23 protein-coding genes are annotated in these 20157 nt (G+C 34.4%); 18 read left to right on the top strand and 5 right to left on the bottom strand.

The features are described from left to right. Positions 1–96: 96 nt before the first annotated feature. The gene (locus tag C2I06_RS10225; RefSeq protein WP_095334289.1) at positions 97–417 is read right to left on the bottom strand and encodes a hypothetical protein; all 321 of its coding nucleotides are present in this window, start codon (positions 415–417) and stop codon (positions 97–99) included. A gap of 304 nt (positions 418–721) precedes the next feature. On the opposite strand from C2I06_RS10225, the gene C2I06_RS10220 reads away from it, so the two are divergent. The 4 genes from C2I06_RS10220 (at position 722) to C2I06_RS10205 (ending at position 4434) form a co-directional block, all read left to right on the top strand. Then, positions 722–1183, top strand: coding sequence for a hypothetical protein (locus C2I06_RS10220; RefSeq protein ID WP_095334288.1), 462 nt, complete (start codon positions 722–724; stop codon positions 1181–1183). Between the two features lie 161 nt (positions 1184–1344). Continuing rightward, positions 1345–2112, top strand: coding sequence for an N-acetylmuramoyl-L-alanine amidase (locus tag C2I06_RS10215; protein WP_123258001.1), 768 nt, complete (start codon positions 1345–1347; stop codon positions 2110–2112). 106 nt (positions 2113–2218) lie between these two features. Then, positions 2219–2431, top strand: coding sequence for a sporulation protein YjcZ (locus C2I06_RS10210; RefSeq protein WP_095334286.1), 213 nt, complete (start codon positions 2219–2221; stop codon positions 2429–2431). Between the two features lie 221 nt (positions 2432–2652). After that, positions 2653–4434, top strand: a complete 1782-nt coding sequence (locus tag C2I06_RS10205) for a M3 family oligoendopeptidase (protein WP_123258000.1) — start codon at positions 2653–2655, stop codon at positions 4432–4434. Between the two features lie 143 nt (positions 4435–4577). On the opposite strand, the gene pssA is transcribed toward C2I06_RS10205, so the two are convergent. Continuing rightward, the gene (gene pssA / locus C2I06_RS10200) at positions 4578–5117 is read right to left on the bottom strand and encodes a CDP-diacylglycerol--serine O-phosphatidyltransferase (protein WP_095334284.1); all 540 of its coding nucleotides are present in this window, start codon (positions 5115–5117) and stop codon (positions 4578–4580) included. Positions 5118–5244: 127 nt separating this feature from the next. On the opposite strand from pssA, the gene C2I06_RS10195 reads away from it, so the two are divergent. After that, on the top strand, positions 5245–6051 hold the full coding sequence (locus C2I06_RS10195; protein ID WP_095334283.1) for a phosphatidylserine decarboxylase: 807 nt from the start codon (positions 5245–5247) through the stop codon (positions 6049–6051). Positions 6052–6119: 68 nt separating this feature from the next. On the opposite strand, the gene C2I06_RS10190 is transcribed toward C2I06_RS10195, so the two are convergent. Then, positions 6120–6260, bottom strand: a complete 141-nt coding sequence (locus C2I06_RS10190) for a sporulation histidine kinase inhibitor Sda (RefSeq protein ID WP_016202937.1) — start codon at positions 6258–6260, stop codon at positions 6120–6122. 569 nt (positions 6261–6829) lie between these two features. On the opposite strand from C2I06_RS10190, the gene C2I06_RS10185 reads away from it, so the two are divergent. Genes C2I06_RS10185 through C2I06_RS10150 form a run of 8 tightly spaced genes read left to right on the top strand, consistent with a single transcriptional unit; the run spans position 6830 to position 11888 of the window. Next, positions 6830–7363, top strand: coding sequence for a YqeG family HAD IIIA-type phosphatase (locus C2I06_RS10185; protein ID WP_328588029.1), 534 nt, complete (start codon positions 6830–6832; stop codon positions 7361–7363). 3 nt (positions 7364–7366) lie between these two features. After that, entirely contained in the window at positions 7367–8470 is a 1104-nt protein-coding gene (gene yqeH, locus C2I06_RS10180; RefSeq protein WP_123257999.1) for a ribosome biogenesis GTPase YqeH, read from the top strand. A gap of 43 nt (positions 8471–8513) precedes the next feature. After that, a complete protein-coding gene (aroE, locus tag C2I06_RS10175; protein ID WP_123257998.1) occupies positions 8514–9350 on the top strand; it encodes a shikimate dehydrogenase in 837 nt (278 codons plus the stop codon). Beyond that, complete coding sequence (gene yhbY, locus C2I06_RS10170; RefSeq protein WP_016202941.1) at positions 9344–9637, top strand: ribosome assembly RNA-binding protein YhbY; 294 nt, start codon at positions 9344–9346, stop codon at positions 9635–9637. Before aroE ends, yhbY begins: the two co-directional genes overlap by 7 nt. Positions 9638–9659: 22 nt before the next feature. Continuing rightward, positions 9660–10229, top strand: a complete 570-nt coding sequence (locus C2I06_RS10165) for a nicotinate-nucleotide adenylyltransferase (RefSeq protein WP_095334276.1) — start codon at positions 9660–9662, stop codon at positions 10227–10229. Next, the gene (gene yqeK, locus C2I06_RS10160) at positions 10219–10788 is read left to right on the top strand and encodes a bis(5'-nucleosyl)-tetraphosphatase (symmetrical) YqeK (protein WP_095334274.1); all 570 of its coding nucleotides are present in this window, start codon (positions 10219–10221) and stop codon (positions 10786–10788) included. The genes C2I06_RS10165 and yqeK overlap by 11 nt, the downstream gene beginning before the upstream one ends. Next, a complete protein-coding gene (rsfS, locus tag C2I06_RS10155) occupies positions 10789–11145 on the top strand; it encodes a ribosome silencing factor (protein WP_095334273.1) in 357 nt (118 codons plus the stop codon). Continuing rightward, the gene (locus tag C2I06_RS10150; protein ID WP_123257997.1) at positions 11142–11888 is read left to right on the top strand and encodes a class I SAM-dependent DNA methyltransferase; all 747 of its coding nucleotides are present in this window, start codon (positions 11142–11144) and stop codon (positions 11886–11888) included. Before rsfS ends, C2I06_RS10150 begins: the two co-directional genes overlap by 4 nt. Before the next feature lie 235 nt (positions 11889–12123). Here C2I06_RS10150 and comER read toward each other — a convergent pair whose 3' ends face one another. Continuing rightward, on the bottom strand, positions 12124–12957 hold the full coding sequence (comER, locus tag C2I06_RS10145) for a late competence protein ComER (protein ID WP_123257996.1): 834 nt from the start codon (positions 12955–12957) through the stop codon (positions 12124–12126). 88 nt (positions 12958–13045) lie between these two features. Here comER and C2I06_RS10140 point away from each other — a divergent pair, with 88 nt between their 5' ends. The 4 genes from C2I06_RS10140 to holA all read left to right on the top strand — a co-directional run bounded on the left by C2I06_RS10140 (position 13046) and on the right by holA (position 18281). Beyond that, positions 13046–13681 (top strand): helix-hairpin-helix domain-containing protein, encoded by a 636-nt coding sequence (locus tag C2I06_RS10140; protein ID WP_123257995.1) that lies wholly within the window; start codon positions 13046–13048, stop codon positions 13679–13681. 158 nt (positions 13682–13839) lie between these two features. After that, entirely contained in the window at positions 13840–14418 is a 579-nt protein-coding gene (locus tag C2I06_RS10135) for a ComE operon protein 2 (protein ID WP_095334265.1), read from the top strand. A gap of 48 nt (positions 14419–14466) precedes the next feature. Further along, complete coding sequence (locus C2I06_RS10130; protein ID WP_095334263.1) at positions 14467–16797, top strand: DNA internalization-related competence protein ComEC/Rec2; 2331 nt, start codon at positions 14467–14469, stop codon at positions 16795–16797. A gap of 461 nt (positions 16798–17258) precedes the next feature. Then, on the top strand, positions 17259–18281 hold the full coding sequence (gene holA, locus C2I06_RS10125; protein ID WP_095334261.1) for a DNA polymerase III subunit delta: 1023 nt from the start codon (positions 17259–17261) through the stop codon (positions 18279–18281). A 200-nt stretch (positions 18282–18481) separates the two neighbouring features. On the opposite strand, the gene rpsT is transcribed toward holA, so the two are convergent. Continuing rightward, a complete protein-coding gene (gene rpsT, locus C2I06_RS10120) occupies positions 18482–18748 on the bottom strand; it encodes a 30S ribosomal protein S20 (protein WP_016202952.1) in 267 nt (88 codons plus the stop codon). 207 nt (positions 18749–18955) lie between these two features. Here rpsT and gpr point away from each other — a divergent pair, with 207 nt between their 5' ends. Beyond that, positions 18956–20077, top strand: coding sequence for a GPR endopeptidase (gene gpr / locus C2I06_RS10115; RefSeq protein WP_095334259.1), 1122 nt, complete (start codon positions 18956–18958; stop codon positions 20075–20077). The last annotated feature ends 80 nt before the right edge of the window (positions 20078–20157 follow it).

Below are 20157 nucleotides of genomic sequence, written 5' to 3'. Positions count from 1 at the left end.
GAAATCGTTTATATAGACACATCAATAATGGTATTTTAAGGGATAGAAGAGCAGCTTAGTCGCTTCGTTTTTTAACATTTGACTAAGCGGCTTATTCTATCTTTTATTTTTTGCATAATGAAGGGATTCTGTATTGTCGGTTGCTACCGTTTTTACAACTTCGCCTTGCCGATTTTTATAAATTTCATATTCACGGTAAACTTCCACTATAAACCCATCCTCTTCTTTTGTTTCTTCTAATTTATATTCAAGATCAGGAGCTCCAAATATTTCATCTCCATTACTGCTAACTTCTTGCTCTTCCTTTATAGCTCCGTAAAAGAGAACATTATTTTTGTTAATTTTTGCGGTTGGTGTTTCTATGTAAGCAATAAAACCCAATAGAATGATTATGGATATTAAAGAGATTTTTTTCATTTTGTGCTCTCCTCCTTCCATACATTGTATGCATGTCCTTTAGAAGTATGCGAATAAGAAAAGGAAGAACGATTGCGTAATTGGAAAATTTAATCATTTTTAAAGTGGGTTAATCATATCGTTAGAAAGGTACAGGCCTTCCTTTTTTATAAAAAAAGGGAACAGGTACAAACTTAGAATGCAAAAAATGTCTCAAAAAAATTTTTCAATTCTTGTAAATGTTTTATAACATTTGTAATATACATGAAATATAAATCTGCTAAAAGCAGAAAAGATTAAAGTTCATCGAAGGGGTTGAAGACCTATGTTTATGAGACATATACTATTCATTACATTATTGATATCCTTGATTAACAATTTCTGGCCCATTCCTAATATAGATGATTTACAGGATGTTACATATCAAGAGGGGGACGAAATTTCCATTTCTGAGCTAAAAGATGCGGTAAGAAGTATGCAAAAGAAAGCTGATATCAACTCCTATTTCACGATGAAGCATGCAGTAGTAAGTGGGGAATTATATAACAATGAAGTTTGGAGATTTGATTTGGGTTTAAACACACCATATCAATTTACTGCTGAAAATGACAGCATTGACATAGCAGGTTTGCAAAAAGGATTGGTTAAGTTTATCGTGTTTTTTAGTTTTGGAGAAAATGAGAATTCCATTATAAGTAAGTCCATCTATTATTGTGATGAAAATGATTCCATTCATGAGGTGAAATTTATCGAGAATACAGAAAGAGAGAGTATTATCTTTTCATAAAAAAATAAATCAAGAGAGAAAATTGTTGTTTTTTCAACTCTGCCTATTATGCCGGCATTTTCCCGCAGATAATAGGGCTAGAATCTAACATTCGGTATATGGGCTTTTAAACAAGCGAATTTTCACCATCTATCTATACTATTAGAAAGGTGGTGAAAAGCATGGTTAAAATTTTTATCGATCCTGGTCATGGTGGTTCAGATTCAGGTGCAGTAGGAAATGGACTGCAAGAAAAAAATATTACCTTAAGTATTGCTCAACAGATTAGAAGGTTTCTTCTGAATGAATATGAAGATGTAGAAATTCGGATGAGTCGCAATAATGATTCAGCCGTAAGTTTGTCCGCAAGAGTGAATGCTGCTAATAACTGGAATGCTGATTTTTATCTTTCTATTCATGTAAATGCAGGTGGGGGTAATGGCTTCGAAAGTTATATTTATCCGGGAGTTGGTGCACCTACGACGACTTATCAGAATGACATTCATAAGGAAGTAATAGATGAGACAGGATTTAATGATAGAGGAAAGAAAAATGCAAATTTCCATGTATTAAGAGAAACAACCATGCCCGCTTTGTTAACAGAAAATGGCTTCATTGATACAGTAGCAGATGTGAATCAGTTAAAAGATAGTAATTTTATTACAAAAATTGCTAAAGGGCATGTCCAAGGATTAGAAAGGGCTTTTTCTTTGCAGAAGAAGAAAAATCAACCACCGATCTATCGTGTACAAATTGGAGCATATAAGGAAAAGGAAAATGCAGAAAAAAAGGCAATGGAAGCAGCTGAAAAGGGATTTGATACAGCTATTTTATTTCGAAACAATCTGTTTAAAGTACAAATCGGGGCATTTAGTAATAGAAAGAACGCAGAGCGTTTAGCAGAAAAAGCGAAGGAAGCTGGGTTTCATGTGTTTATATCTCGTAAGTAAACAACATTTATTTGCGGATATATAGGAAAAAGTTAGAAATGGGACAATTGCCTAAAACATTCACAACAAATTAAGAATATTTTATAGAAAGAGAGGAGGAAAATGAATGGCTGGTTATGGATACCCAAATCAAGTACCAGCAGCTGTTCCGCTTGGTGGATTTGGACCTGCACCTTTTGGCTATGGTGGTGCCCCTTATCCTGCTTATGGCGGTGTATATGGTGGTGCTGGTGGTTTCTGGTACGCATTTTTAATCATTCTTTTTATTGTTATCATTCTATTTTGGGGTTTTTGGGCATTCGGTGGCTTTTATCGCTAAGAGAAAAAGACGAAAAAGTTAGATGTTCTAATAGTAAATATAGTAATTCCTATACAAACAGGTTAATTCATATAGATTCTAGCATCATGTATCTGTTTTAGATAACGATGCTTTTTCTTTTGTTATCAGAAATATTTAACTATTTTAACAGAAAGAATGGAAATATTTCGATAGTCAAACTATAATGACATAGTAGTAACAGTGGAAGGAGATGGAGAAAAGTGAAGATAGAAGAATATCAAGCTACATGGGATTTAGAAGGATTATTTCCTGGAGGAAGTAATTCTCAAGAGTTTAGAGAGCATTTAGCTTTGTCTATGGATGAAATTGACAAATTATCAGCATATGTACATAAGTATGAGCCATTACAGGAGACGGACAAAGATTCATTGCAGCAAATTGTGAATCAGTTTGAAGTAGTCGTAAAGAAAGTAAGACAAGCAGGTGCTTTTGTCAGTTGTTTAGAGGCACAGAATATGGAAGATAAAGGAGCAAGCGCTTTAAGAGGTAGAGTAACTGAATTAAGTGCTGCGTTTCAAAATGTATTAACGGTTCTAGATGGGAAATTATCCTTATATAGTGATATGGAATGGGATTCCTTGTTCAAAGGCAGTAATCTAGAAGAACTTTATTTTGTCCTGTCAGAAAGAAGAGCGGCTGCTAAAGAAAAATTATCCGAAGAAGAAGAAACACTGATAAATAAGTTAAGTGTCGATGGCTATTATGGCTGGGGCCAAATGTATGATACCATCGTTGGAAAAATTCAGATTCCTTTTGATGAAGAATATCTCTCCGTTGGACAAGCTGCTAATAAATTTTCAAACCCTGAACGCGCGGTTAGAAAAAAGGTGTTTAAAGAATGGGAAAAAGCATGGGATGCAAATGGGGAAATTCTGGCAAAAACATTAAACCATTTAGCTGGTTTCCGATTAAATGTTTATGGGATGAGAGGCTGGACTAGTTTCTTAAAAGAACCTTTAGCGATTAATCGGATGCAAGAAGAAACATTGCAGGCGATGTGGAATGCAATTTCGAAGAAAAAACAGCCATTTGTACAATTTTTAAATAGAAAAGCTAAATTGTTAGGTTTAGAAAAATTAAGCTGGTATGATTTGGATGCTCCTCTTGGTAAAATAGAAACAAAAATGTCTTACCAAGAAGGTGCCGAATTTATTATTAAGCATTTCGAGCAATTTGGTGCGAAAATGTCAGGATTCGCAAAGAAAGCATTTGAAGAGAGATGGATTGAAGCAGAAGATAGAAAAGGGAAAAGACCAGGAGGCTTTCACACCTATTTCCCTGAAAGTGCTCAGTCACGTATTTTTATGACGTATTCTGGCACGCCATCAAATGTTTCAACTTTAGCCCATGAATTAGGGCACGGCTTTCATACATACGCTATGCGCGATATGCACACATTAAATAGAAATTATGCAATGAATGTCGCAGAAACAGCGTCTACATTTGCGGAAATGATTGTATCCGATGCAGCTTTAAAGGCTGCTAAATCAGAGGATGAAAAGCTAGTATTATTGGAAGATAAAATTCAGCGATCTATAGCTTTGTTAATGAATATTCATGCTCGTTTTCTTTTTGAAACAAGATTTTATGAAGAACGTCAGAATGGATTAATTTCAAAGGAGCAATTAAATACGTTAATGCTTAATGCCCAAAAAGAAGCATATGGGGATGCTTTAGAGGAATACCATCCTTCTTTCTGGGGCTCAAAATTGCATTTTTATATTACAGGTGTACCTTTTTATAATTTCCCTTATACATTTGGGTTTCTATTTTCACTTGGAATTTATGCAAAAGCATTAGAGGAAGGAAAGGGCTATGAAGAGAAATACATTGCCCTATTAAGAGATACAGCAAGCATGACAGTAGAAGAATTGGCATTTAAGCATCTTCAAATTGATTTAACAAAAGAGGATTTCTGGAATAGTGCTATAGATCTTTGTATTAAGGATGTAGAAGAATTTTTAGCATTAACGAATGAATGAAAGGTCTTTTTATAGGATTATATAGAAATGACTAGAACCACAGCATTCGTTTAAAAGGAATATAGATAAAAGACCTCCTACATACCAAAAGCTGCTGGTGTGTAGGAGGTCTTCATTTTTTGATGAATAGCTTTAGTAAATGCTTATATTTTTTTCCATTTGAAACTGCCAATCATCAAGATGGAAAGAATAAGCATAAGAAATAAATAAATATGGCTCGGTATAAAAGTAAAAAATAGACAGCTAAAGGTTAAAATACAGCCAGCTGCTGTTATCGGCAGGCCTGTAAAAAAGCCATGACTTTCCGTAATATTAAATCGAGCTAATCGAAAAGCGCCACACACAATATAAAGGACTGTAAAGAAAGATCCTGGTGCTCCCAACTCAAATAAAATCCCTTGATACACTAATAATGCCGGTGCTACCCCAAATGAAATGATATCACTCATAGAATCAAGCTGTTTGCCAAGCTCTGATTCGATATTAAATTTTCTGGCAGTCATTCCATCCAGTCTATCTGCTAATGCAGCGATAAAAATAAGTAATAGACTTAATTGGAGATGTCCCTTTAAACTATAGATAATTGCAAAAGCACCTAATGAAATATTTGTTAAAGTTAACACATTAGCGAGTTGAGTTTTAATTTTCTTGATAGTTTGTTCTAAAACTCCATGTAAAAACATTAGATTCACTCCTAGTATGAAATGTTTTGCATTTCATACAACCATTTTTTTATATAATCATATATAATTCTAATTAGTATATGATCATTCGTAAAGAAAAATTTTTATTTATTGGAGGATTGCTTCATTGAAAGAAACAATTTATCGACTTTGTATTGAACTGACAAATGGAAGATGGAGTTCCTATATGATTAAGAAATTTGCTTATTCTAGATGGAGCCGATATTTAATTCCTTCCTTTGCAAAAGTTTATAAAATAAATATAGAGGAAATGGACAAACAACTAAAGGAATACGGATCCTTACATGAATTTTTTGTTAGAAAATTAAAAGCCAACTGCCGAAATATTCATGCTGATCATAGAGAAATAATTAGTCCTGTTGATGCAGTGATTGAGGATATTGGAGAAGTAAGAGAAGATAGCTCTATTTTAGTTAAAGGAAAAACGTATTCTATTCATGAAATGCTTGGGGATGAAAAAACAGTGGATAAATATATTGGTGGAACTTATTTAATATTTTATTTAAGCCCAAGTCATTATCATCGCATTCACTGTCCTGTCACAGGTACTGTAACAAATCGTTGGACACTTGGAAATAAATCGTATCCTGTTAATAAATATGGTTTAAAGTGGGGGAAATCTACCCTCTCCAAAAATTATCGGTCTATAACGGAATTAAAGACAGAGGAAGGAAACGGGATATGTATTGTGAAGGTTGGTGCCATGTTTATTAACTCTATCGTCCTAAACCATAAGAAAGACCGCGTAGTTCAGGGAGAGGAAATTGCTTATTTTTCATTTGGCTCAACTGTTGTGTTACTATTTGAAAAAAATACATTTAAACAGAAAGGCTTTCATTCCATTCCATATCCGGTTAAAATAGGAGAGGTTATTGGAGAGAGCTTCGAAAAGCGCAATGAATACAAAAATTAATAGTTTAAAAGAAAAACAGCCTTGTACAAGGCTGTTTTCAAATGGAATATATTATTACTTTTATTGGGTTAAGAGGAGACTTTTATCTTGTTGCTTAAAGAACGTCGGTGAATCTCTGTTTCGATGAGACGAATAAATTCAGGGCTTAAGTTTAATTCCCTTGCTTTATGATAGGACTCAATCAATAATTCATCTGACAGTTTTCGCATGCCAGAAACACCTCCATTCAAATATAATGAGAAGATTTTCATAGAAAACATATATAAATGTAGTTGTTTTCAGTGTTGAAATAAGATTTTTTTAATTCGCTGATTAAAAAGTGCATACTAGATGTATCATTCGACAATGTTTATCAGAAAACTAGCTTGTCTATGTAAAAAAATTGCTATGTAGAGAACACTTTTAATCTTCTTTTTTTAGTGGATTAATCTTGGAAGTTTTTTGGATAGTATATTGTATCCTTACTTTAACAAAAATAAACATAGAGAACAACTGTTCGTTTATCCACAGCGTTCAGTGGATAACCTGTGATTATTTTGTTGAGAACTATGTGGACTATATGTAAATCAATGGGTATTATGTGTATAATGTTATCCACATATGTTGAAAAATGCGTATTTTGTCGAAAATTATTTTGCTATTATTAAAAAAAGAATGAATATGGTATCTTCTTTAAGAAGAAAAACGGTATAATATTATTTTCTTCTATCGTAAAAATGGTTACCATAACAATAGGAAGACATACTGGTTAAACTGGTTAAACTATAGAAATGAAAGAATTAAGAGGTGTTTTTTAGTGTTAAATCAATTTTTGCCAAATCAGTTTGTTAAAAATATATTTGAAATTTCCCCAGATGATTTAAAGAAAAAAGGAATAAAAGGCATCATAACAGACTTAGATAATACGTTAGTAGAATGGGATCGCCCGCTTGCGACTCCTCAAATTATTGAATGGTTTGCAGAAATGAAGAGAAATGACATTAAAGTCACAATTGTTTCTAATAATAAAGAAGCAAGAGTAAAATCATTTTCTGACCCGTTGCATATTCCTTTTATTTTTGCTGCTAGAAAGCCGCTTGGTCGTGCTTTTAAAAAAGCTATCATGCAAATGAATACAAAAAAAGAAGAAACAGTTGTAATTGGTGACCAATTATTAACAGATGTTCTTGGTGGGAATCGTAGTGGATTTCATACTATTTTAGTCGTGCCTGTTGCGCAAACAGATGGGTTTATGACTAGAATTAATCGTAGAATCGAAAGAAGAATTTTGAATTGGTTTCGTAGAAACGGAAAATTAACTTGGGAGGATTAATACGTGACAGAAAGAATACATTGTATCGGCTGTGGAGTAGTTATTCAGACGGAGAATAAGAATGAATTAGGTTATGCACCTTCTTCTTCGTTAGAAAAGGAAGAGGTTATTTGTCAAAGATGTTTCCGTTTAAAGCATTATAACGAAGTACAAGATGTTTCTTTAACAGACGATGATTTTTTAAAGATTCTAAATGAAATAGGGAAAAGTGACAGCCTAATAGTAAAATTAGTAGATATTTTTGATTTCAATGGAAGCTGGTTACCTGGTCTTCATCGTTTTACTGGGAACAATAAAGTAATACTAATAGGAAATAAAGTAGATCTTTTACCAAAATCGGTGAAACACCATAAGGTTATCAATTGGATGAAAAAAGAAGCAAAGGATTTAGGATTGAGACCAGAAGATGTATACCTTGTCAGTGCAGAAAAAGGAAAGAATATTAAAGAAGTACTGGATGCAATTGAATATCATCGTAACGGAAAAGATGTTTATGTAGTGGGCTGTACAAATGTAGGGAAATCTACTTTTATTAATCGAATTCTTAAAGAGGTATCTGGAGAAGAAAATGTAATTACAACATCACATTTTCCTGGTACAACGCTAGATATCATTGAAATTCCATTGTCGGATGGTAAATACCTAGTGGATACCCCTGGAATTATTAATCACCATCAAATGGCTCATTTTGTTGATAAAAAAGATTTGAAAATTATCACGCCAAAAAAAGAAATAAAATCGAGAATTTTTCAATTAAACGATCAACAAACATTATTCTTTGGCGGGCTAGCTCGATTTGATTTTGTAAAAGGCGAGCGCAGTAGCTTTGTATGCTATTTCTCTAATGAAATAACGATCCATCGGACGAAGTTGGAAAAGGCAGATGAGCTGTATGAAAAACATGCAGGTGAATTATTGACACCTCCCAACAGAGAGCATTTGGAGGCTTTTCCAGAGTTGGTAAGGCATGATTTTTCTATAAAAGAACCAAAAACAGATATTGTGTTTTCAGGCTTAGGCTGGATAACGATTAATGAACCGAATATTCAAGTTTCTGTTTATGTGCCTAAAGGGGTACATGCCTTGTTGCGTAAATCGTTGATATAATCTGTTTTGCAATAAAGCAAGGGGAAAAGGAGAGCAGCTATTTATGAAGAACTATGCAGTAATTGGTGATCCAATTCAGCATTCGATGTCACCTGTTATGCATAATGATCTTTTTCATTTCTATGGTTTGGATGCTGAAATGAAAAAAATGCATATTAAAACAGAGAGGCTCGAAATGGGACTAAAAAGTTTGAGGGATAGTAATATAGATGGCTTTAATGTTACCGTCCCCCATAAACAAGCAATCATTCCCTTTTTGGATGAACTAGACCCATTGAGTGAAGCGATTGGCGCAGTTAATACGGTGGTTTGTAAAAATGGAAAGTGGGTTGGGTATAATACGGATGGGGAAGGGTATTTAAGAAGTCTATTAGACCAGCTATCTAACTTGAAGCAGAAAAAAACATTGATTATTGGTAGTGGCGGTGCCGCAAGAGCAATCTATTTTTCACTAGCTAATTATGGAGTACACCATATAGATATTTGTAATCGTACGCTTTCAAATGCAGAAAGGCTGAAAGAAGCGTGTCCTTTTTCAGTTGTAACAAATATACTGGAAGTTGCTTCAGTGGACAAAAATCTTGAGGAATATGATCTTATCATCCAAACAACTTCCATTGGAATGTCACCAAAGATAGATGTTTCGCCTATTCAAGTAAGAAATTTGAAGCAGGGCACATTCGTTAGTGATATCATCTATAATCCATTAGAAACAAAAATATTAAAAGATGCAAAAGCCAAAGGCGCTGTAACGCAAAATGGAATTGATATGTTTGTATATCAAGGAGCTTTAGCGTTTGAGAAATGGCAAGGAATTTTCCCAGATACAGCTAGAATGAGACAAAATGTTTTAACACAATTAGGAGGATCATCATGTTAAGAGGTAAACAAAAAAGGTTTTTACGAGCAAAAGCACACCATTTGAGCCCTATATTCCAAGTAGGAAAAGGTGGCGTTAATGACAATATGATTAAACAAATTAGTGAGGCATTAGAGGTTAGAGAACTATTAAAGATAAGTATTTTGCAAAACTGTGATGAGGATAAAGATACGGTAGCAAGTGAATTAGTAAATGGAACAAAAAGTGAGCTAGTTCAAATTATAGGAAATACAATTGTATTATATAAAGAATCAAAAGAAAATAAAACGATAAATTTACCATCATAAGTCGGTAGAAGAGGCGATTTTTTTGAAAAAAGTTGGAATATTGGGAGGGACGTTTGATCCTCCTCATATAGGACATCTAATTATAGCAAATGAAGTACTGCACGCAAAAAAATTAGATGAAATATGGTTTATGCCAAATCAAGAACCTCCACATAAAATAAAAACAGGGACGGTAACAAATACTCAACGAGTAGAAATGTTACAATTATCAATAGAATCCACTTCCTCTTTTCGCATCGAAACGATGGAATTAGACAGAGAGGGGAAATCCTATACGTATGATACGATGAAGCTTTTAAATGAGGCTTACCCAGACAATGATTTTTATTTTATAATTGGAGCCGATATGGTAGAATATTTGCCAAAATGGTATAAAATTCAAGAACTTATGGAAATTGTACAATTCATAAGTGTGAACCGCCCTAAATATCAACTAGAAACGGCTTACCCAGTGCAGTATGTAAAGGTTCCTGATATAAATATTTCTTCGAGCTTAATTCGTGAAAGGGTTAAGGAAGGGGAAACCATTTCCTTTTTAGTCAGAGATGAAGTAAAGAGATATATTGAGGAGAATCGTCTATATGAATCGTGAAGAAGCATTACAAATAGTAAAAGAACAAATAACGGAAAAGCGTTATATTCATACAATCGGTGTAATGGAAACAGCAATTAAGTTAGCGAATAAGTACGGTGGAGATGCTAGAAAGGCAGAAATAGCAGCGATTTTTCACGATTACGCAAAATTTCGCCCAAAGGATGAAATGAAAAAGATTATCATACAGCAAAATATGGATCCTAATCTTTTATTATTTCATTCAGAACTTTGGCACGCTCCAGTTGGTGCTTTTTTAGTTGAGAAAGAAGTCGGAATAAAAGATAGAGAAATATTAGATGCTATTAGATACCATACATCAGGAAGACCTGAAATGAGTATGCTAGAAAAAATAGTCTATTTAGCCGATTATATTGAACCTGGCCGAGCTTTTCCAGGGGTAGATGAAGTAAGAGAATTGGCAGAAGTGAGTTTAGAAAGAGCTTTTTTGCAAGCGGTGAAAAACACGATTATGTTTCTTATTCGGAATAATCGAGCTGTATTTCCTTTAAGCTTTGAAACATATAACAGTTATTGTATAAAAATGGAGGTTGATTGAATGGATGAACGTACTTTATTATGGACTGCTGTAAAGGCAGCTGATGACAAAAGAGCAGAGAATATTGTTGCCCTAAATATGAAAGGTATTTCTCTTGTTGCTGATTATTTCGTAATCTGTCATGGTAATTCTGACAAGCAAGTACAGGCTATTGCGAATGAAATTAAAGAAAAGTCTGGTGAACTTGGAATTACGGTTAAACGTTTTGAAGGTTATAATGAGGCAAAATGGATCTTAGTTGATTTAGGAGATATTATTGTCCATGTCTTTCACCGCGATGAAAGAACTTATTACAATTTAGAGCGTCTTTGGGGAGATGCACCAGTGGAAAATGTGGAAAGTGTGATCAGTCAATGAGTTATGAGCAGTTTGCCTATCTTTATGATCGCTTAATGAATGATGTACCTTATGAGAAGTGGATACAGCTTATCAAAAAGGCAGCAGCCGATTATAAAGTTAATGGAGCAAACCTTTTAGACCTAGCCTGTGGAACAGGAGAGTTATCGATTAGGCTGGCACAGACTGGTTATAATGTAACTGGGATTGATTTATCGGAGGATATGCTAAGTGTTGCTCAAGCGAAGACAATGGAAGCAGGAGAATCTGTATTTTATATAGAACAAGATATGTCTCAGCTAGAGGGCTTACCCGTTTTCGATCTTATTTGTATTTGCTGTGATTCCATCAACTATTTAAGAACCGAAGAAGAAGTCATAAATACTTTTGAAAGTGTTTATGCCCATTTAGATGAAAAAGGCTTATTTATATTTGATGTGCATTCCTTGTATAAAATGAATCAATTATTTATCAATCAAACCTATACAGTCAATGATGAGGATTTAAGCCTTATATGGCAATGCTATGAAGGAGAATATCCCAATAGTGTTGAACATGATTTAAGTTTTTTTGAATTAGATGCAGCCTCAGGAATGTATCGTCGATATGATGAACTCCATTTTCAACGAACTTATTCCGTTGACCAATATTCGGAATGGCTCGAACAAACTGGGTTTACTTTATTGAAAGTTGAAGCCGATTTTTCTCAAGATATATTAGATGAAAAGGCAGAGCGAATTTTCTTTTATTGTAAGAAAAAATGAGATGTTTCCTCAGTAAAGCAGTTTTGCAGTTGCAAGATAAATGCTTCTAGGAGAAAACTTGGAAACATCCTTCCTACATATTGTTTTTTATGGCGAAAATGTGAAAGGGGGAAATGGTCCTTGGATGGATCATTTCCCTTTTTCCTATTCTAAAAACAGCCATTTGTAATTTTTTTTGAAAAATTTGAAAAGGGAGAAGGAATTCGAATGGGTAAAGTAGAAAGTAATAGGAGCATTATATATTTTTATGCCATGTGACAAGATTTTTAAGGGATTGCTTATCATCCTCATATTTTGCCTGTGTTGCTTGAAATAGTTGATTAAAAGTATCTCCTATTTGACGTTCCAAAACATTTATTCCTTCGCCTGTAATCCCGCCCTTTACACATACCTTTTCCTGTAATGTAGGTAAAGTGTAATAGCCCTTCTTTAATAATTCTCCTAAGCCAATAAGCATTTCGCTAGCTAATTTTGTTGCTGTTTCTGTATCAATTTCTGTTTCATCTACAGCGCCTTCTATAAATCTTTGGGTAAGATAGCTGAAAAAAGCTGGTCCGCAACTTACTATATCAGAGGCAACCCTCGTAATGTCATCTTCAATTTCTAATGGTGTCGAAAATTTTTCATACAAACTTTCTAATTGTTTTTTCCACTCTTCCGTACAATTGCTTCCAAAGGAAAACAAAGAAACGCCTGCCAATGCTCTATTGGTAATGCTTGGTATAATGCGAGCAACAGAGCACCTAAATAAAGAATCAAGCTGGTCAGGGCTTATTGGACTAGTAATCGAAATAACGCATTTTTCTTCTGTTAAAACGGGAGAAATAGTATGGGCTACCTCATACATATCATGTGGCTTTACACATAAAAAGATAAGCTCTGCTTTTTTTGCTATTTCGATGTCGCTATCGCATATATTTATGGTAGGATACTCTTCCTTAATTTCTAAAGCTTTGTTTCTTGTTCGATTGAAAATAAATAAGTCTTCGGGGGAAACCGCTTTTCCATCAATCATTGATTCTATTAGTATTTTCCCCATATTTCCTGTACCAATCATTCCAATTTTCAATTTTCCTTCCCCCCTTAAATTGAGCGTTTTCTCATATAACGATATGTAGCAACATTTCAAAATATACCTGAAAGGATGATTAGTTATCATGGACTGGCTTCGTAAAAATAAGAAAATAATTTTCTTTGGTTTAGGTGGCATCGTACTTTTATTGCTATATCGTTTTTACCCTATTCTTATCTCGAGTAGTGAAGAAGAACAAATTCCCCATGAAAACTTGTTTGCTGAAAGAAACTTAGAGGAGAAGCCAGAAGAAGCACTAGAGGAAGAACCGCCTGTTACCGTAATGCTGGTAGATGTGAAAGGGGCGGTTAAGAATCCAGGTGTTTATGAAGCGAATGAAGGAGAACGGGTGAATGATGTGATTGAAAAGGCAGGCGGAATTTTGAAAGATGGAGAAAAAAATGCAGTGAATTTTGCAATGAGAGTGACAGACGAAATGATTATTAATGTTCCTTATATAGGAGAAGAGGGGGAAGCAGCTAATGGAAATGCAGTTGGTAACGAGACTTCCGTTCCTTCAAATGAAGGTACAGTAAATATTAATAAAGCTAGTGAAACGGAATTGCTTGAATTACCAGGAGTGGGTCCGTCTAAAGCAGCGGCCATTGTGGAGTATCGTGAACAGAATGGAGGTTTTTCTACAAAAGAGGATTTAAAAAACATAAGTGGAATTGGAGAAAAAACATATGAAAAATTAGAATCCTTTATTTCGATAAAATAAATCTAGGGATATGTATTTAAAGCAAGAGATTGCTTTATGTGCCGCATGGAAATCCTTTTCGCAATTGACTGGTGACATAGTTCTCGATAAACTTAATGAGGAATGAAAAGTATTAGAGTTTTTCTCAATTCGGTTTATGTATGGGAGTGAAAGTGAAAGTGGAAAGAATTTCATGGGATGAGTATTTTATGGCACAGAGCGAATTGCTGGCTTTAAGAAGCACATGTACAAGATTGGCAGTGGGGGCAACAATAGTTCGAGATAAACGGATAATTGCTGGAGGGTACAATGGCAGCATCGCTGGTGGTGTTCATTGTATTGATGAAGGCTGCTATGTAATTGACAATCATTGTGTCAGAACTATCCATGCGGAGATGAATGCTATCTTACAATGTGCTAAATTCGGCGTTCCAACTGCTGGGGCAGATATATATGTTACGCATTTTCCTTGTCTTCAATGCTGTAAGGCGATTGTCCAAGCAGGTATTAAAACAGTTTATTACGAATTGGATTATAAAAATCATCCATATGCGCTAGAGTTGTTTGAACAGGCTAATATTGAAACAGTGCAAGTGGAAAGAAAAGAGCTGGAGAAAAAAGAGGAGAAAAAGGCATTAGTAGAAGCTCTTGTAAAACAATTAAAAGAAAATAATGCAGATTCTGTAGAGGCAAAGGCTTTGGAAAAAAGAGCGGCAGAATTATTCTCCATTATACCTACCGCAAAAACGTCTATTTAATTAAACCTCTCTACTGCCTGTCTACAGCGGTCTTGTGAGGAGCGATTTATGATTCAAACAAAGCTATTGTACTTCGCAGTATCAGCCTTATTCGGCTTGTTGTGTGCCTATACACAACAGGTATTGGTCTATATATTCTATTTTTTATTTATAGGCTGGTTACTTTTTATGAAGAAAGGGAGATGGAAATTAGCTGCTTTTCTGCTGTGTACATTTCTTTTATTCCTTGTTCGAGGAGGTTATGATGATCATGGGAACAGCTCGAAAATAAGGGAGGATACTTCCTCTTTCTTCGTTACTTTTATAGAACCAGCTGAGATAGATGGAGATAGGTGGCGGGTAGTAGGTAGGGAAAAACAAACAAAAGAAAAGCTACTGCTTTCTTACAAAATAGAAACGAAAGAAGAAAAAGCCTTTTTAAAAGCGAAGAGGGTGATAGGGAAGACATGCTCTATTAAGGGATCTTTGTCACTTCCATCTTCTCAGCGAAATGAAAATGGTTTTAATTATCAGCAATACCTGGAAAATAATTCTATTTATTGGCTAGTATCAGTGGGGAATTTGGATTTAAGCAGTTGTGTGACAGAAAGAAATATTATTCTATCATTAAAGCAGCTAAGAGAAAAAGGGACTATTTGGATTGAAAATCATTTTTCAGAAACAACAATTCCAATTGCAGAAGCTTTAATTTTTGGTGATCGTAGTATGATGGAGGAAGATCTGCAAAAAGCATTTCAACGTATAGGCATTATTCATCTACTAGCTATTTCTGGTTCCCATGTTGTCGTTTTAATAGGTATCGTTTATTTTTTACTAATACGAGTTGGTTTAACGAGAGAAAGAGCTAGTACTATTCTGCTATTGCTTTTACCAATATATGCAGTTTTAACCGGGCTAAGCCCATCCGTAATTAGAGCTGTATTTTCTGCTTTTATCCTCTTAGCTATAAATAAATTTTATACTTCCTCTTCTTTGCCGATGATCGATATAATCAGTATAGTTTTTACCGTATGTTTATTTATTCAACCAAGAATGTTATTTAGTGTTGGATTTTTATTATCTTTTATCGTCTGTTTTTTTCTCATTGTTTCATCCTCACTAATTAAAGAATACCATTCCTCAACCATTAAAATGTACTTCTTCCTGACATTTATTTCTGAGTATGCTGTTATCCCCGTTATCCTATACTACTTTTTTGAAATTCCCACCTTATCTTTACTAGCAAATCTTATTTTTATTCCTTTTTATACGGTAATTGTTTTGCCGTACTTACTTGTTCTCTATGTCCTTTCCTTTGTATTCCCACCATTTATTTCTTTTTTTTCTTTCCCGTTAGATGCTGTCATCCTATTATCTGATAAGCTGGTGTTGAAATTATCGAATTTTCCATTTAGCACCATTATATTGGGAAGGCCATCCTTCTTTTTTATGTGCGCTTATAGTCTCAGCCTGCCCATCTTCTTTTATTTATACGAGAATTTGGCGAAGACTGTAAGAAAGTGGTTATATTGTCTTCCACTCTTGCTTTTGAGTGTTCAATTTCTAAACAATATCTATCCACCAAAAGGAGAAATTACTTTTATTGATGTTGGGCAAGGGGACAGCATTCTTATTCAACTGCCATATAATAAAGGAACTTATTTAATAGACACCGGTGGTACTGTCAATTTCCCGAAAGAAGACTGGCAAAAGAGGAAAGACCCTTATGAAGTGGGAGCCAAGACCGTTGTCCCCTTTTTAAAAAGTAAAGGGATTCGTACAATTGATAAATTAATCTTAACCCATGGTGATTTAGACCATATAGGAGGAAGTACTGCTATTATTGAACAATTACGTGTAAAAGAGATAATGTATCCAAATGTGAAAGGAGATTGGTCTGTGGAAGAAGAGCACTTACTAAAATTAGTGGAAAAGAAACGAATCCCCATTCGTTTTATGCAAGCAGGTCAGAAGTGGAGTACGGGGAAGGAGTCTTTTATGGTTTTAGCACCAATAGAGAAGGAGAATTTAACAAAAAATAATAGCTCGATTGTCATTTTTGCAAAGATCGCTGGTATTACATGGTTATTTACCGGAGATTTAGAAAAAGAAGGAGAATTAGCACTTATGAACAAATATCCGGATTTAAGAGAAATAAACGTTTTAAAGGTAGGACATCATGGTAGTAAAACTTCTTCAACGAGTGTATTTATAGAGCAGCTTAGACCGAAAATTGCCGTTATATCAGTTGGGATAAATAATAGGTATCATCATCCCAGTATGGATGTGCTCACCATTTTAGAGGACTATAAAGTGAAAGTATTCAGAACAGATGAAAATGGGGGAATTTCTTTTTATTTTTCGGAAAAAGGTGGCACGTTTCAATTGCAAATTCCATAGAATATAGCAATAGTGAATGGCTATAATAATGGAAAAATGTCATCTAAATACCTATCCGATTGGAATAAAAAATACTTACCTATATGGACATGAATCGTACTGATTTCCTTTGTTGTCAAGAGTTGACACAAATAGAATTTAGCCATTGGAGCACACTATTAATATAATTGCACCGTTACACATTAAGTATCCTAGGCCTTAATGTGTAACGTTCATTATAGATTGAAGGAAGGTCCTTAAGATAGTCATTTCTTTGCTGCTAGTAAATCTTCCTAGAGCTTAAACCAAAGCTTTAGGATAGAGTTTCGTTAACAAGAGATGATGTCGAAAGGACCTTCTTTCTGTATGTAAATTTTCGAAAAGAAGGACAACTGTTAGGAATTTCGTATATAATAATTGATTAGGGATAGTTTTCTATGTAAATAAGGAACAATGGTTTTTTTAGGGAATGGGGAGAAGAAATGATCGAAGAATTATGGAAAAAAATAAAGAATAGAGATTTTTCTTTTGTCTATCTATTATATGGGCTTGAGTCTTTTCTAATAAATGAAACAAAATATTTATTATTGCAATCATTATTAAACGAAGAAGATGAGGATTTTAATTTATCTACATATGATTTAGAGGAAACACCAATAGAAGTAGCGATAGAGGATGCAGAGACAATCCCATTTTTTGGAGAAAGAAAGGTTGTTGTATTAAATAATCCCTTTTTCTTAACAGCTGAAAAGTCTAAGTCTAAAGTGGAACATAATGTAAAAAAACTAGAGGAATATTTGAAAGAGCCATCTCCGTTTACAATTATGATTTTTATAGGAAGTTACGAAAAATTAGATGAAAGAAAGAAGATAACCAAACAACTAAAAACAACAGCATCTATTTTAGAAGCAAAAAAATTAAATGAACAAGAACTAAAGAAATGGTTAAAACAACGTGCTGCATATAATCATGTGGAGATAAATGAAGATGGACTTGATACTATTTTAAGTCTCGCTGGAACTAATTTGTCTCTTTTGACAACTGAAATTGATAAGATGGCTTTATACGTCCAAGATTCAAAGTTAATTACGAAAGAGATTGTGGAAGAATTAGTTGCTAAATCGCTTGAGCAAAATATTTTTTCTCTTGTCGATAAAGTAATCTCTAAAAAAATAGATGAAGCTTTGCGGATATATTATGACTTATTAAAACAAAATGAGGAACCGTTGAAGATTCTATCTATCATTACGAATCAATTTCGCTTAATTTATCAAGTGAAAGGACTTGCACAAAAAGGATATGGACAACAGCAAATTGCTAGTGTTTTAAAAGTTCATCCATTCCGAGTAAAATTGGCAGCTGGACAAGCTAATCGATTTACAGAAGAGGAACTAACAAAGTGTATCCGTCTATTTGCGGAAGGTGACTATCAATTAAAAACAGGGACAATGCCTAAAAACATGGTCATAGAAATGATTCTGTTTCAAATAGGACGTGGAGTATAAAGGCGATCTAATCAAAATGAGGTAGGACTGCCTCTCGTTCCTATAGGTGTCTTGAGTGTGGTGACGATAAAACTTTTTAACCTGAACAATTGTATGAAATTGTTCAGGTTTTTCTCTGTTTAATTCATGTTTAGTGGAATCAGTTTGCCCAAGCTTTATAAATAAAAAAAGACTATCAGGAAGATAGTCTTTTTTACTCATTATGCGTTTAAAGCATTTTTTCTTTTAGCTAAACGAGATTTTTTACGAGCAGCAGCATTTTTATGAATAAGACCTTTAGCAGCAGCTTTGTCTAACTTACTAGCAGCTTCTACAAAACTTTCATTTGCAGCAGTTGTATCATTAAGAGCAATAGCAGCTTCAGTCTTTTTAACAGCAGTACGCATTGCAGATTTAACTGTAGTGTTTTGAGCGTTACGAGCTTCACTAGTTTTCACACGTTTAATAGCAGATTTAATATTTGGCATTTACGTTCACCTCCTAAAACGAAGCATCAAGTTCATTATTTAAACTCGATATATACATTCCTAAAAAACTTAAAGAACAAGTGATATTTTATCAAACGAGGACTAATAATGCAATACCTCCAGTCAAATTGCACAATATGAATTTTTTTGAGAGAAAGGCAATGCTAGTAATAATAAAATGATTAATTGAATAGGAAGGGGATAACAATGGAGGAAAAACTAGATTTAAGTATGTATTCAGTACGAACAGATTTGGCAATTGAAGCAAAAGATTTAGCTTTACATAATCAAGGGCTTGTTCAAAATGAACAAGATCAGTCACGTCTCGATGGGGTAATTATCAAGGAGAAAGAAGAAAATGGTATTAAGATGTCCTATGTGGAGGTCACCAAAAAGGGCGAAGAACTAATCGGGAAAAAACAAGGGAAATATTTAACGATAGAAGTGTTAGGTATTCGACAGCAAGATACTAAATTGCAAGAAAAGGTAGAGCAAGTATTTGCAAAAGAGTTTTCTCAATTTTTAAAGCAGAGCGATATAAAAGAGGATGCTTCTTGTTTATTAGTTGGTCTTGGGAACTGGAATGTCACTCCTGACGCATTAGGACCCCAGGTTTGTGAGAATATACTAGTAACGAGACATTTATATGAATTGCAGCCAGAAAGTGTGGAAGAGGGCTATCGACCGGTATCAAGCTTAGCCCCTGGTGTGATGGGGTTAACAGGAATCGAAACAAGTGACATTATAAAAGGGGTTGTCGAGAAAACAAATCCTGATTTTGTGATTGTTATTGATGCTCTTGCATCCCGCTCTATTGATCGTGTGAATTCTACGATTCAAGTTTCCGATACAGGTATCCATCCTGGCTCTGGTGTAGGTAATAAACGGAAGGAACTAAGTAAAGAAACGCTAGGCAGACCAGTAATTGCTATCGGTGTACCAACTGTCGTAGATGCTGTGTCTATTACAAGTGACACAATTGATTATATATTAAAGCATTTTGGCAAGGAGCTAAGAGAAGGAAATAAACCATCGAGAGCTTTGGCGCCAGCTGGCTTGACCTTTGGTGAACAAAGAAAATTAACGGATGAAGATTTACCAGAAGAGCAGCATCGTAAGACATTTCTAGGTATTGTTGGAACATTGCCTGAGGAAGAAAAGAGAAAGCTAATCTATGAAGTATTATCACCAATTGGTCATAACTTAATGGTAACACCTAAAGAGGTCGATGTCTTTATAGAAGACATGGCGAATTTACTTGCAAATGGCTTAAATGCGGCGCTTCATTCAGCGATCAATCAAGAGAATGTAGGGTACAATACCCACTAAATTTATTAAAAGGGTTCTACCATTTCTAGTTACTTCATATATTTCAATAGAGTTACTAGGGATGGTAGTTTTGGAAAATA

The sequence above is a fragment of the Niallia circulans genome (genome assembly GCF_003726095.1).
In the GTDB taxonomy this organism is placed as follows: Bacteria; Bacillota; Bacilli; order Bacillales; family Cytobacillaceae; genus Niallia; species Niallia circulans_A.
This window is presented reverse-complemented; position numbering and strand designations above follow the sequence as displayed.

Excerpts from the sequence above, each read along its gene's own strand:
- C2I06_RS10225 (WP_095334289.1), bottom strand. The coding sequence starts at position 417 with ATGAAAAAAATCTCTTTAATATCCATAATCATTCTATTGGGTTTTATT.
- C2I06_RS10220 (WP_095334288.1), top strand. The coding sequence starts at position 722 with ATGTTTATGAGACATATACTATTCATTACATTATTGATATCCTTGATT.
- C2I06_RS10215 (WP_123258001.1), top strand. The coding sequence starts at position 1,345 with ATGGTTAAAATTTTTATCGATCCTGGTCATGGTGGTTCAGATTCAGGT.
- C2I06_RS10210 (WP_095334286.1), top strand. The coding sequence starts at position 2,219 with ATGGCTGGTTATGGATACCCAAATCAAGTACCAGCAGCTGTTCCGCTT.
- pssA (WP_095334284.1), bottom strand. The coding sequence starts at position 5,117 with ATGTTTTTACATGGAGTTTTAGAACAAACTATCAAGAAAATTAAAACT.
- C2I06_RS10190 (WP_016202937.1), bottom strand. The coding sequence starts at position 6,260 with ATGCGAAAACTGTCAGATGAATTATTGATTGAGTCCTATCATAAAGCA.
- aroE (WP_123257998.1), top strand. The coding sequence starts at position 8,514 with ATGAAGAACTATGCAGTAATTGGTGATCCAATTCAGCATTCGATGTCA.
- yhbY (WP_016202941.1), top strand. The coding sequence starts at position 9,344 with ATGTTAAGAGGTAAACAAAAAAGGTTTTTACGAGCAAAAGCACACCAT.
- yqeK (WP_095334274.1), top strand. The coding sequence starts at position 10,219 with ATGAATCGTGAAGAAGCATTACAAATAGTAAAAGAACAAATAACGGAA.
- rsfS (WP_095334273.1), top strand. The coding sequence starts at position 10,789 with ATGGATGAACGTACTTTATTATGGACTGCTGTAAAGGCAGCTGATGAC.
- C2I06_RS10150 (WP_123257997.1), top strand. The coding sequence starts at position 11,142 with ATGAGTTATGAGCAGTTTGCCTATCTTTATGATCGCTTAATGAATGAT.
- C2I06_RS10140 (WP_123257995.1), top strand. The coding sequence starts at position 13,046 with ATGGACTGGCTTCGTAAAAATAAGAAAATAATTTTCTTTGGTTTAGGT.
- C2I06_RS10130 (WP_095334263.1), top strand. The coding sequence starts at position 14,467 with ATGATTCAAACAAAGCTATTGTACTTCGCAGTATCAGCCTTATTCGGC.
- holA (WP_095334261.1), top strand. The coding sequence starts at position 17,259 with ATGATCGAAGAATTATGGAAAAAAATAAAGAATAGAGATTTTTCTTTT.
- rpsT (WP_016202952.1), bottom strand. The coding sequence starts at position 18,748 with ATGCCAAATATTAAATCTGCTATTAAACGTGTGAAAACTAGTGAAGCT.
- gpr (WP_095334259.1), top strand. The coding sequence starts at position 18,956 with ATGGAGGAAAAACTAGATTTAAGTATGTATTCAGTACGAACAGATTTG.